Genomic DNA, 15389 nt, shown 5'->3' with positions numbered 1-15389 from the left:
GTTATTTTGGTTTTAATCTAATATGAGCTTGTAGAATAAAATATCGTTGCTATCTACTTTTTACAATATTATTAAATTCGCTTATTAAATCTTCTTTCAAAATACTCATCTTGTAAGAATAGAACTCCTTTTTCTTTGGAAATGTGTCTTTATAATGATAATCGAATAAATAATCCAGAATCTTTTTTCGGGAGGTATAGGGTGTAATTTTTAAATCTCTGAGAGCTGAGAACTGACTGTTAAAATCACGTATACGCTTTTCAATCTTCTCTTTTTCTTTGATTTTTCGTTGTCTATCCAGAAGTTCGTATATGTTGTACTGTAACTCCTTTTTCATCAATTGTTTTCTTTCTTTGAGGTTTTTGTAATCTTCATACTGTTTTATAGTCAAATTGAGATTCAAACGTCTGTGTAACTCTCTACGTCCTGACTTTTTCATATACAGCCTTTCGGATGCTGATTTTACTATGGGATCGACATAGGTCAACAGACTATAGATTTGCTCGGAACTTAGATGTGCCCTTTCCTTGCATATCTTCATCCATTGCGGCTTAGGCTCCTTTTTATCTATATACCATTCCTTAGCCTGCGGAATGAGGAAGAGCACGAGTCCTGAGTATCCTTTTTCACCGTTGGTTTCCTTTGTTATTAGAGCATGCAGAATAAGGTGCTCTATTAAATCACAATAGACCAGTCGTTCTTTTCTTTGATATTTAAACGAGTATTGATAGAACTGTATAAAGGCTTTGTTCGCTAAATTTTCAAACTCATATTCATCTATGTGATGACAATATAGACCATCAGATGTCCGTGAATAGTTGCTTTTTGTGATATTTGCTATTTCTCCGTTTAAAAAGCGTATATAAGACTGCTCCTTGAAATAATCAGTTGTTGCCGATCCGTGTTTTAACAGCAATCTTTCTACAGCCTGATGATAGGAAAGGCTCAGTAGAGAAATATAATGATTCAGGCTGTTACTGGATTTAATAAGGGGTACTGCACTCAATTAAGTATTCCTCTTTTCTATGCTGTATTTTAAGAGAGATATCATTGATTGAATAATTCATTAGCTTCATAGTGGATTCCCTCGACAGGTGTAAATACATGTCTTGTCTTTAGAGAGGGTACTTCATTCACGTTCTTATTAATATATGACTTCTTGTAATGGCGTGCGTTAGATACCTTTGAAACGTTTTTTGCTAAATCAGTAATATTATTATTTAATTTTAGTATGTCCAGAGCTTGGGAAAGAGGCTCGACTTTAAGCAGTTTCCTCTCATTGGGTACATCTATTAATAGAAAATCATTCGTTATACTGAATGATTCTACTAAATGGTTGTCTGTACAAGACTCTAGGAAATTGTATATGTTGTCTATAGTGACAGAGATATTTACATATGGCTTAATGTCGTCAATTTGAATTGACTCTCCTATAATCAATTCATTTTGATAATTTCTAAAAAGTTTTAGCTCATCCACTTTAAATACAATAGATTTCTTATTAATCACAGTGCTCATGAACAGGTAGCCGCTTTGATCTGTAGAGAACTTATAACGAGTGTCTCTATACTGATCAGTAAATAGTTGGATAAGATGCGCCTTATGGTTAGGCTCTAACACCTCAGACACGTTTGACTTCTCATAGATGCCCGTATATAGGAGTCTATCCATTACTACTGAAGCGGTTGTTTTATCGGTATTGGTGTCACTCAGTCTCTTGTACCACTCGATAACCTCCGTCTTTACAGCCCACTTGTTGTCAGTGTTATCCTTAAGATATTCGTCAATTTTGTTTCTTGTTTCAAGAACTTTTTCCCGTCTTTTTATACTCTCTGATATATGACTTTTTTCGTTCACAAAGCTTTTCTTCGCTTTCTCTAACTCTGTTATTCTCTTTTTTAGTTCTGAATATAGAGGAGAGGGGATGACAATCGTGGTATCGGGAATAGTTATCAGTTCATCATAGTCAGGAATTTCTTGAGAGAATGCCATTTCAAGCGCTACGTTGGTATAGCTCTTTACTTTATCAAGTCCGAACTCTTGTATACAGCTAGAGCCGACCCAGAACTCCTTGCCAGTAATTTTGTTCTTTATCAGATAAAGAGCTGATAACCCTGTGTGGCCGCATAGTTCACATTTATAGTCCTGCTCTTTATGTCTGACCTGATTAGCAAAAGTATACTCTTTTTTGCAGTTGTTCAGGATATCACTGCCATACTGTCGGATGTATGATTTAATACTATCGTCAGCCGCTTCAACATGATGAGGACTGTACGCCTTTATTCCGTTTGCCCGGATAAACTCTTTGAACCCCTTGTATTTATCTATCTCGGAACTATAAAAAATGATATTGATATTCTTTTTAGTCAAACTTTGCATAAGAAGCCCCCTTGAGAAATACTTTCTGTATTTTGATTATATCAAGGTTAAGACATAGATGAATATCATACAACTTAACCTGCCTTAATCGTATATATCGGCTATACTCAGAAACCTATTCCATGTCAGAGAGAACTTAGTACACGTAATCAGCTAAGCCCTCATGCAATTTAGGCAGACTGGTATTTGCCCATTTTTCCATAGCTGCACTCAGATCCAGATTGTTGCAGCAAGTCCTTTCATCCATGATTTCTACCAGCTTTTTACGAGCGATCTTTCTTGTATATGAAAACATATTCTTGATAGGTGCCGCACCGTCTTTATAGTGTCTGCGCATCGCCAGAAGAAGCCCTTTGAATGCATACTCCGCAATATCGTTGATCTCCTCACCAGTCAGATTACAGTCCTCAGTCTGAGCGACTATCATGCTGTAGAGTGTAGCTATCTGTTTGTCTGACAGAAAGGCAGAGTAAGACATATAGATGTCATAAGGTACATTATCAGGGCATGCTCTGAAGTCCATGATTTTATTAATTCGACTGATGAGTGCTTTATGCTTACGGGATCCTGTAACAGTAAAAGAATTTTTAATAGCTTTAAAGAATATAGTTTCTTTTTTAATCTTCACATACGCCATCGCTTGCTGTGACAGGGTTTTACCGTCCTTTTTAGAGGCGTTGCGATAGCCAGTTTGCGATAGCCGATTTTTTTCATCAAGCAGTTCATTTCGTCTGTCAACACTGTTAATGATATAGATGTTTGCCCCTTTTCCGCCCTTTATCACACGCATTGTGTTCACCTTTGTGATGAAAAAGTTATCGATGAGGTATTTGATATGGTCTTTGACTGTGCTGAGTGACTTTCCTGACAGTTCCGCTATCGTTCTATTCTTAAGGTAGGAAACACCTGTTACTACACAGCTGTGCTGTTTCAACAGATTATAGACGTCAAAATAAATCGGCTTGATGGACTTTTGGTGCTGTTGAGCATGATGATCCATCTCCCTTACGCTACTGAATGCTCGATACTCGGATAAATTAATTGTCATGTACGTCATCTTAATCTCCTCTTCTCTTAATGGAATATACAAAAAAATGGGACGGCAACAATGTGCCATCCCACCTATTGAATATCCATTAGCCCCTGAGAAGAAGATTTGACGGTTCGCCGACTAGACCTAAAAAGCCCTGAAAATCATGTTGATCCGGTCTTGATAGGTTTACGAAATATCAATCATCTGATATATTTGACTAAACGGTTAGACATTGTGGTGCTTTCACATTGTCGAGTCTTTTAAAAGTGGTTGGTACTTTTAACTGAGCCGTTTTCAAAGGAGCGGCTAGAAATGTGGGTCTATCACATTTTGAGTTCTTTCTGGAAGCCTGCCAGGGCGACCAGAAAGTGCCGTTCAAATTTTTGTATTAATTTACCTATATCATAGACCTTTTAAGAGAAGTTGTAAATAGATACATCATAAATATAAAACGTTATCAGTGAACTCCTATCTAATAGGAGTTCTTTTTTGTGGATGCTACGGAGCCCGTAGTGACAATATTCTTTAGAGTAAAAGAACATTTTAGTTATTTATAAATAATTAATAGTATATAATTAATTTAAAAATGTTTATTTGTGGTAATTGTGGTGTAATATTGTATAATATTAATGAGCATTATTCGATGGTCAATACACATAAGCTAAGGAGGCGTCTCAGTGAGTGATACTGTAAAGAAAGTAACAATGAAACAGTTAAGAAACAAAGGGATTGCTGATCAGCACGGAATCGATGGTCGGAAGTACCGTGAATTTGTTAAGGCTATGGCATTACGAGGTTTTGCAGTAAAGATTATTTTTTGAGAAGTAATCGGACATTTGAAAATGTATAAGATGCATAATATATCATTAATAATTACAGGTTCCTAGAGCATGTGCTCGAAAGAAAATGCTGAGACACGACTTTGATCGTGTCTTTTTTATGGACAAACCTGTTTGAATGAAATATTACTTATATGTTATAATTCGATAATGGCAAATAATAAATGGAAAATTGATATCTACAGGAAAGAAAATGGTGAGGAGCCCGTCAGGAATTTTCTTGATTCTCTCCCTAATAAAGAAAGAGCGAAAGTACTGAGAACTTTTCAACTGTTGGAGGAATTCGGAACTAGTTTAGGCATGCCACACAGAAGACATATCGATGAGGATATCTATGAGCTTCGTACAGTTTTAGGTAATAATATATTCAGGGTGTTTCATTTTCACTATAAGGAGGGAACTTTCATCCTCCTCAATGGTTTCCGTAAGAAAACAAATAAGACTCCTACAAAAGAGATTGAACGTGCTAAAAGATATCGTGATGATTATTTGAAGCAGAAAGGAGAGGGTAAAGTATGAGTTTTCTAAATGATTATTTGGAAGAGAACCTTAAAGACCCTGAGTTTGCTAAAGAATGGGAAGATAGCGAGCTTGAGTATACTCTCGCACGTAATATCATCAATCGAAGAAAGAATCTGCATCTTACTCAGAGAGAGGTTGCTGAGCGTATGCATACCAAACAGAATGTAGTATCGCGTATTGAGAATGGAAACATCAATGTGACTCTGAAGACCCTTAAGGCGATAGCAGGCGCATTACAGACTGATGTATCATCTCTTGTGCGGAATGAAGAGAGTGGGAGGACTAGTCAGATAGATCATTCCAATTTTATAAGAAATTAATTGATATTTTTATAAGCATTGACGATAATGCAGTGGATCAATTAAATTTTATATATAATGAAATATTTATTGAAAGAATTCAAAAGGAGTAAGGATGAATAAAATATCGAAGATCACAAAAAGAGATATTTTTGATTTATTCAATAACGGAATTAAACAAGTCCATTACTTTGAAAATTCAATCTATAATTGTAATTACCACGGAAGGCTTGAAGAGATTGAATTTCTTGAAAGATTGTATCACTTAGAAAGTATGGAGAGTTCAGATCACAGATATCTGAATGCAAAAGGAGATATTTGGCAACATACTGTAAATAATAATGACTATCCTGTTAATTGGGTTTTTAAGGATGAAAGATTTGAACTATTTGATGGTGATGATACAGTATTTTTAGATTTTATTTGTGAGATATTTCATCCGGAGGTCAGAGATGAATCTACTAATTGGAGACTTTTTTTCGACAGGATAAATGAACTGCTAAAGTATGATGAATTTGAGCTCTATTCATATCAGAAAATTTCTGGACGAGAGGTATTTACATGGAGGGTTTATTCTGAAAAGCACTTATATTTAATTCCGTACTCGATAAGACAGGAACAACGAATAAAATCTAAAGACATTAAGTTGAAATTATCGAAAGAGCTTAGATATCAAATTTTAAAGTTGCTTGAAGAGTATGATGAATTAAGATATTTTACTGATGAAACAAACTGGAACTATACGAAGCAACTCAGTGAACTGGCTATGGAGGAATTAGAAAAATTTTATATTCCTAAAAATTATGAAAACAATCATTACGTGCCTGCCAAGGACTTTGATTGTTTTATATATAATACCTCTCCATTTTCAGTGCTTGATGTGATAGAAGCTTTTGCTTATTTGTTAGAAGAGAATAGTCATTTTAAGGAAAGAGTCAACGATTTATTATCTCATCATAAAGTGAGTTTTAATTTAACTGATGGTGGAGAAATCATCAATACAAATGATGAGTTGTTTCAACTTAATCGTAAGAAACCAGTTAGAGAACCTGGATTGGAAAAGCTCTTGTTAATTGCAGAAGAAGAATATACAAAAGGTAATTATTCTACTGCTGTAGAAAAATTGTGGGATGCTTTTGAGCGACTTAAGACTTACTATTCGCCCTCCTTAGATAAAAAAAGCTCAGCAGAGAAAATTGTAAAAGAAGTTGCTAAAGAGCAAGAAGAATTTCAAAGGCTCTTTAATGATGAATTTAAGAGTCTGACCACAATAGGAAATAACTTTAAAATACGACATCACGAAACAACAAAAATAGATATTTCTGAAGAAATACATTACCAATACTTTTATAAAAGATGCATGGCTTTAATTTCTACAGTAATAAAAATTTTATATTAAATAGGCATAAAATTATAGCTAACTTAATACATAATTTACTTTCAATAATCATGGCAAGAAGCAGATATTTACAATAATATCTGCTTCTTTTTAAAGTGCATAATAAGCGCTTCGGAGACAACGGTATCGTATAATGGGAATAACTATCAAAAACAAGAAAAGGGGTACGATATATGTACGATTGCTCCAAAGAGATCAGCAGGTTCTATAACAAAAAGGTCGTCCTATCAGCACAGGAGCAGAACGAGCTGAGAAAGAGACGGAAGCAGAATATCAAGAGGATGAAAGACGGGCTCAAGGAATACAATGAGGAGGAGAAGACGGCCTATAAAATCGCTGAAGACCGGATACAGGGCAGTATGGCCATGCACACCATCACACAGAACGACGAGAAGGACTATGACATCGATGTGGGCATCGTGTTTGAAGCGGATGACCTGGATTATCTGGGAGCTCAGGCCACCCGCAACATGGTAGCGAATGCGCTCGGAAGAAAGACCAAGCAGTTCGCGGAACAGCCGGAGGTCAAGACCAGCTGTGTACGCCTGAAGTACAGCTCTCTCGGCTATCATATGGACTTCGCAATATTCCAGAGAAGCAGAGCTTCCGATTGGCATGACTACACCTATGAGCATGCAGGGTCGGACTGGTCGGTGAGAGATATCAGGGGGCTCGAGGACTGGTTCACCGAGCAGGTGAAGATGCAGGGGGATGACTTGCGGAAAATCATCCGTCTGTCCAAGATGTTCTGCAAGTCGCGGGACTCATGGAAGATGCCGAGCGGGCTCATCCAGTCCGTCCTATGTGACGAGAATTTCAAGAAGAACTATTCCCGTCTGGACGAGAAGTTTTACTACACCATGTGGGCGATTGTCCACCGTCTCGATATCTGGATTGATGTTAGTGCACCTGTCGACAACGGTCGGGCACTGGTGACGCGGGAGGTCGACCGTCAGAGGATGAGAAACTGGAGGAGCCGTCTGAAGGCCAGTCTGGAGAAGTTGGACATCCTCTTTGATGATGACTGCACGCAGGCAGATGCCCTGAAGGCTTGGTCTGAGTTCTTCAATCATCTTTACTGGGATGAGATGTACGAGTCCGCCTTGAGAAGAAGCCTTCGGGAGAGAAGTACGCCCGCCTTCGATGACACCGAGCAGTTCATCGATGAGCTCTATCCGGTTTACGAGCAGTACGACGTGTCAATTGACTGTTTTGTCACCGGGGACGGCTTCTCCGTCATGCCGATTGAAAGGTTCTTGGACAGATTGTCTCCACAGATCAGGAGATTCATTCCCTTCAACTTCTCCATTAGATGCAGGCTCGGGGAGACCGACTGTCCATCCTATGACAAGATTCTGTGGAAGGTTCGGAACATCGGCATCGAGGCGGAGAAACGCAATTGCATCAGGGGGCAGATAATGGATGGCAGGGGAGTTGAAATCGTGGAGAGCTCAGACTTCGCAGGCGCCCACTATATCGAGTGCTATCTGATTAAGAACGGCGTATGCATCGGTGTTGGACATGTGCCTGTCCCGATAGGAGGAACCAGACATGAAAAAATATAGCTACAGAAAGAAACTTATGAAAACGGTCGGATTACTGACTATATGGCTGATATCTGTCTGGTTCATCTATTACACTAATGAAAGGGAGATGTCTTTCGGAGAGGCAATGGCCAATCTGATTGCAGGCTCCATTATTTCCTACCTTGTGGCGAGTATCAGCCAATTGACTGACAACACCAGCTGGAAGTCATCACAGAGCACGCTGAAGAAAAACGGAGAGATAAATGACGACTCTGCTATCAGAATTTCATTCGCCTATCTCTTCAGAATCAAGATTGACGGCCATTACTTCTTGGTACCGAACAGCAGATCAGGCAAATATCAGCCTGTGGGGGGCGCTTATAAATTCTACAAAAAGGAAGCAGAGTATATGGCCTATCATTTCTCAGCTGAGAATGACAACCGTATCGCGGTAGATGAAGTTACCAAGATGGACTACAGACTACTGGTCAAGAGCAGAGACCTCAAGAAGTTTATCAGACGGTTCGATAAGACATCGTACAGAGAAGATGTCAGTGACCTCAGCAGAGAGTTTGTCGAGGAGATTTTCAGTACGGGCATTCTAGACAGGGAGACGTTCGGTGACCTTACCTACCGATTTGTAGGTCGGCATATGACGGATGTGGAGTATGGCCGTACATTCAGTCACTATGAACTGCTTCTAGCCGACATCATCGAAGTCCGACTGACTGATAGGCAGGAAGAACTGTTCAGAGACCTCATGCGACAGAAGTCTGACAAATATCTCTTTGCGTCAGCGGATGAGATTAATTCGCTTGGCGTCAACTACGTTACTCAGGAACTTGATGACAACATCGCTAACCATACCCCTAAAATCTTGAGTGAAAATACGGATGACCTGATCATGAGAAACAGACATCAATCATCTGTTACGGTCAGATTGTAACTGCCTCCATCTTGCTTATATTCCAATAGATAATAAGACCTCATTAGGTCTAAGATATGCTCTGGTCTGTCAAGGCGATAGCAGTCGCATTACAGACTGATGTATCATCTCTTGTGCGGAATGAAGAGAGGGGAGGACTGGTCAGATAGATCATCCCGATCTGATAAAAAATTAAAAATCCAGATAAGCTGTCTGGGTTATTATCGAATGAAAGAAGCGGATGTTATTAAGACATCCGCTTCTTTTTTTGTTCAATTAGAGTATATCATCTCGTCATTACAATAGCTGAAAACATAGATACCATTAGCATAATAGACTATTTATAGTTTTTTAAAATTAATTAAGTAAAATTAATGGAAAAATCTATAAATTTAAGCGGCTTTATAGTAAAATTAGCATAGATATTTATAAATATATTTGAGGTGGAGGAGATCTTCTGGACATATTCCTATATAGTGATAAATTGTGTCTTGATTGTGATGCTGAGTATGGAGTGGAAAACATAAAATTGAAAGGAGCGTGCTGACGTTTGAAGAATAAATTAGTATATCTGACTGTGTTGCTGTCTGTAATCTTGGTTGTCTGTGGTTCACTATTTTCTATCGCAGCATTTGCTGAAACCACGCAGCCCGTTTCTCCCGAACGACTCGATTATATAGATGAGGGTTCGTTGGATAATACAGGTAAGGAAAAAGACACATCAGATTTAGTGACAGAAGCTCTTAATGGTGGAAAAGAAGTGCCTGACAGTGAAAAGGGGCGTATGGTATCGAATGATAGTATGTGGACTATATATGCTCAATTCATAATGTCATCTTCAAAGAAGAATGAAAAAGGATCTGAAGATAAAAAAGATGGAGGGATAATAGGTGATGCCATATCAAGTGTGATCGGAGATGGCGGCGTTTCTTTAGATGTTCCTTACAATAAGATGAACTCACTTTCAAATGAGATAAGAGGAAAAAAAGATGGAGAAGAAGATAAATCAGGTACTCAAGTTGCTTCATTTTTGAGTACATATTCAAATTACAACTACATTGATACTGTTTCTGGCAATCGTATAGCCTCCGAGACATCTAATGGATTTGTGTATATCCTGAAGCAAATTGCGGGGATGCTGATAATGGGTTCTCTCACTCTCTATTACATTACGTTCGCTTGGTTAAAATTGATTGTGAATGGTATGACTGAGATAAATCCTTTCCGCATATTAGGGTTTGGAGATGAGAATGTCATTCTCAAAAATCCTATTTCCAGAGCCTTGCAGACTTTCTTCTCTGAACTAGGTCTCAATAATGCTTTCTTTACTGCGCTTGCTGATTTCGGTCTCATATTCATCGTGGGAATATTCGGATACTCGATGATGAAATATCTATCTGACAAGAACCTCGAGGGTGTATGGAAAACTTTAAGAAAGTTCGGTGTACAGATATTCACGATGTTTGCGATGATACCGATATTGATGCTGATTTACAGCGAAGTAGGCAAAGGAATCAAGCAGATGACTGAGGAAACATCAGTCAACAGCAACCTTGCCTCCCAATACATCCTGAATGTAAGAGGATGGGCAGCCTCTCAGAATTTAGCACCTCAAGGGTTAAATTCAACAACTGTGCCGGAATCAACAACGGACAAAGGGTTCATCGATAGTACTTATGATCCCGCAAGCTCACGCTCAATGATTGCTGACCTCAATCGTACCACCTATAATTCTCTTTACGGAAAAGGTCTCAGCAAGGAAACAGGTTATGATTTAGTGCGTAACTGGATGGGAAACAGCAATTTTAATGTCAACACTTATTTCGGTGATTTGAATCGGGGACAGACGGCAGGAGGGGATCGTCTGCTTCCTGCACATACTAATTTTAAGACTCATTATCCGAAGATGGAATACAAGGATATTGAATATGCCATGTGGTCTGGCACACAGAACATCAATGAAGAACTTCGGGATGTAACGAATGAACAGTTTAAACCTGATAAAGATGTAGGCGTTGAAAATAGATCTACATTCTCAACTCAGTCGGTGGCATTGATGCTACAGTCATCATTTGATGGTGGAGGTGCACACTTCTACGCATACAACCTAGCACCATCAGGGCTACAGGGAAATATGAAGAACCTGTCGACTGTAAAGACAGAGTGGAAATCATATACGATGCCAGGTGATGGACCACTCGGTGTATTTGGATCAGCTGTGTCATTGACAGCAAAGTCTCTAGGCTTTGCAATTCTTACGATCGCATGCATTCTGGCACTGCTGACAGTCAATCTGTTTGAAACAGCAGGACGTTTCTTTAAGTCTTTATTGAAAGCAGTCGGTTTCGGTAACTTCAACCAGTCAGTCGCAAGCTTCATGCTAGCATTAGCGTTTCTGGTCTCAGGACTCATTGCATTCCTGCTGCCGACATTATTCATCAACTTCATTACTGCGATTGTGGGGGCATTCAATAAAGCGAGCAATAACATTGTCCCGTCAGGCATCCTTGAGATTATTACGGGTGTAGCGACACTTTTTCTATGCACATACTTAGGATGGGGAGCAAATGTAGGCGGCAAAAGAGTGTCTCCTGTCAAAGCCTTTATCGGTATTCCTAATGACATGGCACTCGCATTCGCAGATAGAATTGATATGATGTCAGGTGATGACGTCAAGCGTGGTTTCACACAAGGCATGAGAGGCGCCAAACAGGCAGGTAAAAGATCAACGTCAAACGCAACTAAGACCGCTTCAGATACAGTCAAAGTGGGTGGCAGAAAATTACGCAGAGGCGCAACAGAAGCCACAATGACAGGTGCTAAGGAAGCGGTGGCAGGTATGGCTGCTGGAGGTGTTGCAGGTGCAGTTGTTGCAAGGTCAAAAGGCGCGGTTAAGGGAGGCTACAGCGGTTATACGGGCAAAGGATCAAAAACCCAAAAAGCTCAGGTGAAAGATAACGCCAAGGCGACAATGGATGAATACAAGGATGGCAGAAATGAAAGAGAGCTTACCACGGCAGAAAAGTTATACGGTAGAAATAATGAACATTCATATCCTGTGGAATCAGCAGGAGAGACAGTCAGCAGAAGTGATGATAACCATATTGTCTCTGACGATGATGCACATCCTGTAGAATCAGCAGGAGGAATCGGTCAGGAAGACGGAGATATGAAGCAGTCACTAAATGGAAGAAGAAGTGTAGGGAACAGTGGCACTTCAGTGCCTACAGGCGTAGCAGGAGGAGCAGCTAAAGCAGGAAAGTATAGTCAGCTCCCTGAGCGAAACAAAGCACTTGAGACGGCTTCTAACGCAAATGAATATGCGAGAAAACTGAAATATACTCAGAACGGCGAAGCGCTTGCCATGAATACCGAAAGCGCTAAGAGTCAGCTGAGAGATACAGAGTTTGTGAACGAAAAAGGTCAGGTAGATCATGAAAAAATCAAGAAGTTTAAATCTGACTACAGTAAATCATTGGAATCAGGGGATGTAACACCTCAGATTAAAGAGAAGAATGATAGATTGGATAAGGCTTATAGAAGCGGCGCAGCTGAACTGTATGATAAGCAGAATAAAAGTTATAATGAAATCAGCAGTCAATCTGGAGGTGGAAGTGTAGCCAATAAGGATAAACCGATAGTTACAAACACAAAACCGACAGAAAACATGAGAAACCGAACTATAAGTAATGACAGCAAAACTTCAGGTGCTTCTGAACCATCAAGCACTCCAAAATTTAATCATCGAAGAGAGACACCTACAGAAGTATCGGAAAAGAGAACTCAGGGTTCTTTAGGGATTCAGGGTCAAGACAAGCAGCCAGTAGACAGAACTGCCGAAGAAAGCAGAAATAATGTGAATAACAACTCACAGGGCAGAATCAACAGAACGGAACGGTTAAACAAACGTCCGAGACCTGAGACTATCAGAGAACAAAGAATACGTGCACAGCAGAAAAGACTCGATAAAGCAAGACGATTGAAAGAACAGCTCAAAAATCGTAGCAACACACCAGATTACAGAGAATAGGGAGGAACTATCATGAAAAAGATTTTACCATTGCTTATTATATTTGCTCTCTTTGTCACCGCATGTGGCGGTAACAAAGAGGCTGAAAAAAAAGAAGAGAAGAAAGATGACGGAAAGATACTTCAGGACGATGGCATGTTGAACTTCAAAAATGCTCTGGAAAAGGATGGAGCGGTAGCATACTTACTCAGCAATAATTCTGCCGATAAGTCAGGTAAGCTGCAACCAGATAGCCGTGTTGAGGGGATTATAGTCAATGAGAACGGAAAAATAACGGTATACAATACAGGTTATCATTATGAAAAAAGTATCAAGTTGAATCAGCTTGATGATCTCTCTGAAGATATTGTTAAGGAAAACGGAGTAAACGGAGACAAGGCTATCATTGAAAAGAAGATACAAGAAGCACGCGCTGTATATAAAATTAATTACGAAAATATCAATACTAATGACAATAAAAGTGATGATGCAGTGATAAAGCGTTATGAGTCAGCTGTTAATCTGAAATATAGAGCACCAGAGCCTAAGGATTTGATATATAAAATGAAAGATCAAGGTGAGGAGAAAGCGATATTTATTAATGCCTTACCTAACGATGTTGAAGAAGTTGGATATAAAGATGACGAAAATATATCAGTATTGAAAATTGTAGATGGTAAAGATAATGGGTTTACCCTTACTGAACCTACTGACTTAATAAGCACAGGGAAAAAACAATATATCGGTTATAAGACAAAAGCCAATGAAAATAACAGTGATTTCAGAGCGATCGCAGTTGAAGCTCCTAAAGGTACTAAAGGCATCACGTCAGGTTTAGATCAGTAAGTTGGGATGATAGAAGTGAAAAAATATTATCTATAGCAGCACTAACGCTTGTTCTCACTGGATGTACGAATCACGCTGAAGAGAAAAACGAGTCAGCGGTTGTGACCGGCAAAAAGAGTGAAAATAAAGTAATGAACTTTTATCAGTCGCTCAAGAATGAGGGTACGATTGCCTTTCTTATTCAGGATAGAGAAATTAAAAAAGAAGCTCAGATAAATGCGGTTATCGTCAATGACAAGGGTAAGATGAAAGTATATAAAACAGGTTTAGAGGACGACAAGATGCTTTCCCTTGCTGACGTCGAGCAGCTATCCGATAGAGCGATAATTAAAGAAGCGGCAAGACTGGATCAGGAAATTTTAGAGAAATCTATAAGGCAGGCACAACAAGAAAGTAAAAAATATTATAGTGAAAGCGGCAAGAGCAAGTATATATATAAGGATGCGCAAGAGCTGAAGTATACTGAACCAAAGTTGAGAAAAATTGAACTAAAGAAGCAAGAGGAGATCGGACATCCCTCTTATATGACTATTAATGCTAAACCGAGAGACCTTAAGCAGGTCGCAAATGATGTCAGACAGGGTTTGATGGTCTATAAAATAATTGATAATGATGACAAAGGTTATACACTCACAGATGAGTCAGATATGAGGGTGACAGGTCTTAAAAGGTATGCGGGTTACAAGACCGAAGAACGTGAGAGTACAAAAGAAGCAGGAATGTTCATTATCAAGACAGATGTAAAAATAGATGAGGTTAAAACAGGTTTATAATAAAGGGGGATGTAAATGAATAATTCAGAGCAAGAAAACAATAAAATAAGCCGTATAAAAAGGTTGAAAAATAAAGTGAAATATCGTCTCAAGGATGATTTTAGGAGTGTTGCAACAGTTGAGGATGGAAGTATAGTGAGGGCTTTAGAACGTCTTTACAAATATTTGTTTCAAAAATAAAAAAGCTATGGTATAATTAATTTAAATTAATTAATTGAAAAGAGAGGGATGATCATTTGGATACTTTGACAGAGTTATTTACTTCGCTTTCACCGGGTGTTAAAACATTAATTTCAGCAGTCGTTGGTTTTGCAGCATTATTCTTTGGAGGGAAAACTGGTATCAAAGCAATGGCAGCATTTTCTGACAAAAACATTACTGAGGGTCTAATGTTTCTTGGACTTACTATTGCGATTGGAGCTATTTCAATCATCCTCTTCGTAGCTATCTGGGGTCTGGCAGGCGATGCAGGACAAGACCTTAACTCAGAATTTGGTCTTTTACTTCTCTTTCTTCAGTAAATAAAAAGAGCGTTTATACGCTCTTTTTATTTATAGTGTTACTCAATTTTATGTAAAAAAATAGGTGGTTTATGATGGTGTACTTAGAAAAATATGAAGAGGATAGAGATGTAATGATCGGAAATGCAAAGACGGTATTGAATAGTCATATGCAAGGAAATCGTATCGCAAAGGAGTCGGGAATGCACTATCAGAGGATTTATGATTACAGAAAAGGACGTCGAAATATTGAAAAGGCAGACAAAGAAATTTTGATAAAAATAAACAGGGTATTTCACACGCACGCATTCTTTCAAATTAACAGAAAAGAGGACTAAG

Annotated in this window: 15 protein-coding genes; 12 read left to right on the top strand and 3 right to left on the bottom strand. The window is 38.7% G+C overall.

Annotation, left to right across the window (positions count from 1 at the left end):
* Window positions 1-49: 49 nt before the first annotated feature.
* The 3 genes from ERX40_RS10130 to ERX40_RS10120 all read right to left on the bottom strand — a co-directional run bounded on the left by ERX40_RS10130 (window position 50) and on the right by ERX40_RS10120 (window position 3427).
* Window positions 50-1006, bottom strand: a complete 957-nt coding sequence (locus ERX40_RS10130) for an SAV1803-related protein (protein WP_133418386.1) — start codon at window positions 1004-1006, stop codon at window positions 50-52.
* A gap of 41 nt (window positions 1007-1047) precedes the next feature.
* Window positions 1048-2379: a hypothetical protein gene (locus ERX40_RS10125; protein ID WP_133418385.1), complete on the bottom strand. Its 1332-nt coding sequence runs from the start codon at window positions 2377-2379 to the stop codon at window positions 1048-1050.
* Between the two features lie 136 nt (window positions 2380-2515).
* Window positions 2516-3427: a helix-turn-helix domain-containing protein gene (locus ERX40_RS10120; RefSeq protein WP_133418384.1), complete on the bottom strand. Its 912-nt coding sequence runs from the start codon at window positions 3425-3427 to the stop codon at window positions 2516-2518.
* A 662-nt stretch (window positions 3428-4089) separates the two neighbouring features.
* Here ERX40_RS10120 and ERX40_RS11350 point away from each other — a divergent pair.
* The 12 genes from ERX40_RS11350 (at window position 4090) to ERX40_RS10070 (ending at window position 15388) form a co-directional block, all read left to right on the top strand.
* Complete coding sequence (locus ERX40_RS11350; protein ID WP_165980747.1) at window positions 4090-4233, top strand: hypothetical protein; 144 nt, start codon at window positions 4090-4092, stop codon at window positions 4231-4233.
* A 168-nt stretch (window positions 4234-4401) separates the two neighbouring features.
* Window positions 4402-4770, top strand: coding sequence for a type II toxin-antitoxin system RelE/ParE family toxin (locus ERX40_RS10115; protein ID WP_133418400.1), 369 nt, complete (start codon window positions 4402-4404; stop codon window positions 4768-4770).
* Window positions 4767-5093 (top strand): helix-turn-helix domain-containing protein, encoded by a 327-nt coding sequence (locus ERX40_RS10110; RefSeq protein ID WP_133418383.1) that lies wholly within the window; start codon window positions 4767-4769, stop codon window positions 5091-5093. Before ERX40_RS10115 ends, ERX40_RS10110 begins: the two co-directional genes overlap by 4 nt.
* A gap of 94 nt (window positions 5094-5187) precedes the next feature.
* Window positions 5188-6471, top strand: a complete 1284-nt coding sequence (locus ERX40_RS10105; protein ID WP_133418382.1) for an AbiJ-related protein — start codon at window positions 5188-5190, stop codon at window positions 6469-6471.
* A 173-nt stretch (window positions 6472-6644) separates the two neighbouring features.
* Window positions 6645-8036 carry a nucleotidyltransferase gene (locus ERX40_RS10100; RefSeq protein WP_133418381.1) on the top strand — a complete coding sequence of 464 codons (1392 nt, stop codon included), beginning with the start codon at window positions 6645-6647 and terminating at the stop codon, window positions 8034-8036.
* Window positions 8023-8943: an SMODS-associated NUDIX domain-containing protein gene (locus tag ERX40_RS10095; protein WP_133418380.1), complete on the top strand. Its 921-nt coding sequence runs from the start codon at window positions 8023-8025 to the stop codon at window positions 8941-8943. The genes ERX40_RS10100 and ERX40_RS10095 overlap by 14 nt, the downstream gene beginning before the upstream one ends.
* 529 nt (window positions 8944-9472) lie before the next feature.
* Window positions 9473-12952: a DUF4064 domain-containing protein gene (locus ERX40_RS10090; protein WP_133418379.1), complete on the top strand. Its 3480-nt coding sequence runs from the start codon at window positions 9473-9475 to the stop codon at window positions 12950-12952.
* Window positions 12953-12964: 12 nt separating this feature from the next.
* Window positions 12965-13777, top strand: coding sequence for a hypothetical protein (locus ERX40_RS10085; protein ID WP_133418378.1), 813 nt, complete (start codon window positions 12965-12967; stop codon window positions 13775-13777).
* Between the two features lie 101 nt (window positions 13778-13878).
* Window positions 13879-14550 carry a hypothetical protein gene (locus ERX40_RS10080; protein WP_133418377.1) on the top strand — a complete coding sequence of 224 codons (672 nt, stop codon included), beginning with the start codon at window positions 13879-13881 and terminating at the stop codon, window positions 14548-14550.
* A gap of 15 nt (window positions 14551-14565) precedes the next feature.
* Window positions 14566-14730 (top strand): hypothetical protein, encoded by a 165-nt coding sequence (locus tag ERX40_RS11345; RefSeq protein ID WP_165980746.1) that lies wholly within the window; start codon window positions 14566-14568, stop codon window positions 14728-14730.
* Between the two features lie 56 nt (window positions 14731-14786).
* Complete coding sequence (locus ERX40_RS10075; protein ID WP_133418376.1) at window positions 14787-15071, top strand: hypothetical protein; 285 nt, start codon at window positions 14787-14789, stop codon at window positions 15069-15071.
* 74 nt (window positions 15072-15145) lie between these two features.
* A complete protein-coding gene (locus tag ERX40_RS10070; RefSeq protein WP_133418375.1) occupies window positions 15146-15388 on the top strand; it encodes a hypothetical protein in 243 nt (80 codons plus the stop codon).
* The last annotated feature ends 1 nt before the right edge of the window (window position 15389 follow it).

Origin of the sequence: Macrococcus carouselicus, from assembly GCF_004359515.1 — a bacterium.
GTDB classification, from domain to species: Bacteria; Bacillota; Bacilli; order Staphylococcales; family Staphylococcaceae; genus Macrococcus; species Macrococcus carouselicus.
This window is presented reverse-complemented; position numbering and strand designations above follow the sequence as displayed.

Bases quoted from the DNA above. Each gene is read 5' to 3' on its own strand.
- ERX40_RS10125 (WP_133418385.1), bottom strand. From the start codon at position 2,379: ATGCAAAGTTTGACTAAAAAGAATATCAATATCATTTTTTATAGTTCC.
- ERX40_RS10120 (WP_133418384.1), bottom strand. From the start codon at position 3,427: ATGACAATTAATTTATCCGAGTATCGAGCATTCAGTAGCGTAAGGGAG.
- ERX40_RS10115 (WP_133418400.1), top strand. From the start codon at position 4,402: ATGGCAAATAATAAATGGAAAATTGATATCTACAGGAAAGAAAATGGT.
- ERX40_RS10110 (WP_133418383.1), top strand. From the start codon at position 4,767: ATGAGTTTTCTAAATGATTATTTGGAAGAGAACCTTAAAGACCCTGAG.
- ERX40_RS10105 (WP_133418382.1), top strand. From the start codon at position 5,188: ATGAATAAAATATCGAAGATCACAAAAAGAGATATTTTTGATTTATTC.
- ERX40_RS10100 (WP_133418381.1), top strand. From the start codon at position 6,645: ATGTACGATTGCTCCAAAGAGATCAGCAGGTTCTATAACAAAAAGGTC.
- ERX40_RS10095 (WP_133418380.1), top strand. From the start codon at position 8,023: ATGAAAAAATATAGCTACAGAAAGAAACTTATGAAAACGGTCGGATTA.
- ERX40_RS10085 (WP_133418378.1), top strand. From the start codon at position 12,965: ATGAAAAAGATTTTACCATTGCTTATTATATTTGCTCTCTTTGTCACC.
- ERX40_RS11345 (WP_165980746.1), top strand. From the start codon at position 14,566: ATGAATAATTCAGAGCAAGAAAACAATAAAATAAGCCGTATAAAAAGG.
- ERX40_RS10070 (WP_133418375.1), top strand. From the start codon at position 15,146: ATGGTGTACTTAGAAAAATATGAAGAGGATAGAGATGTAATGATCGGA.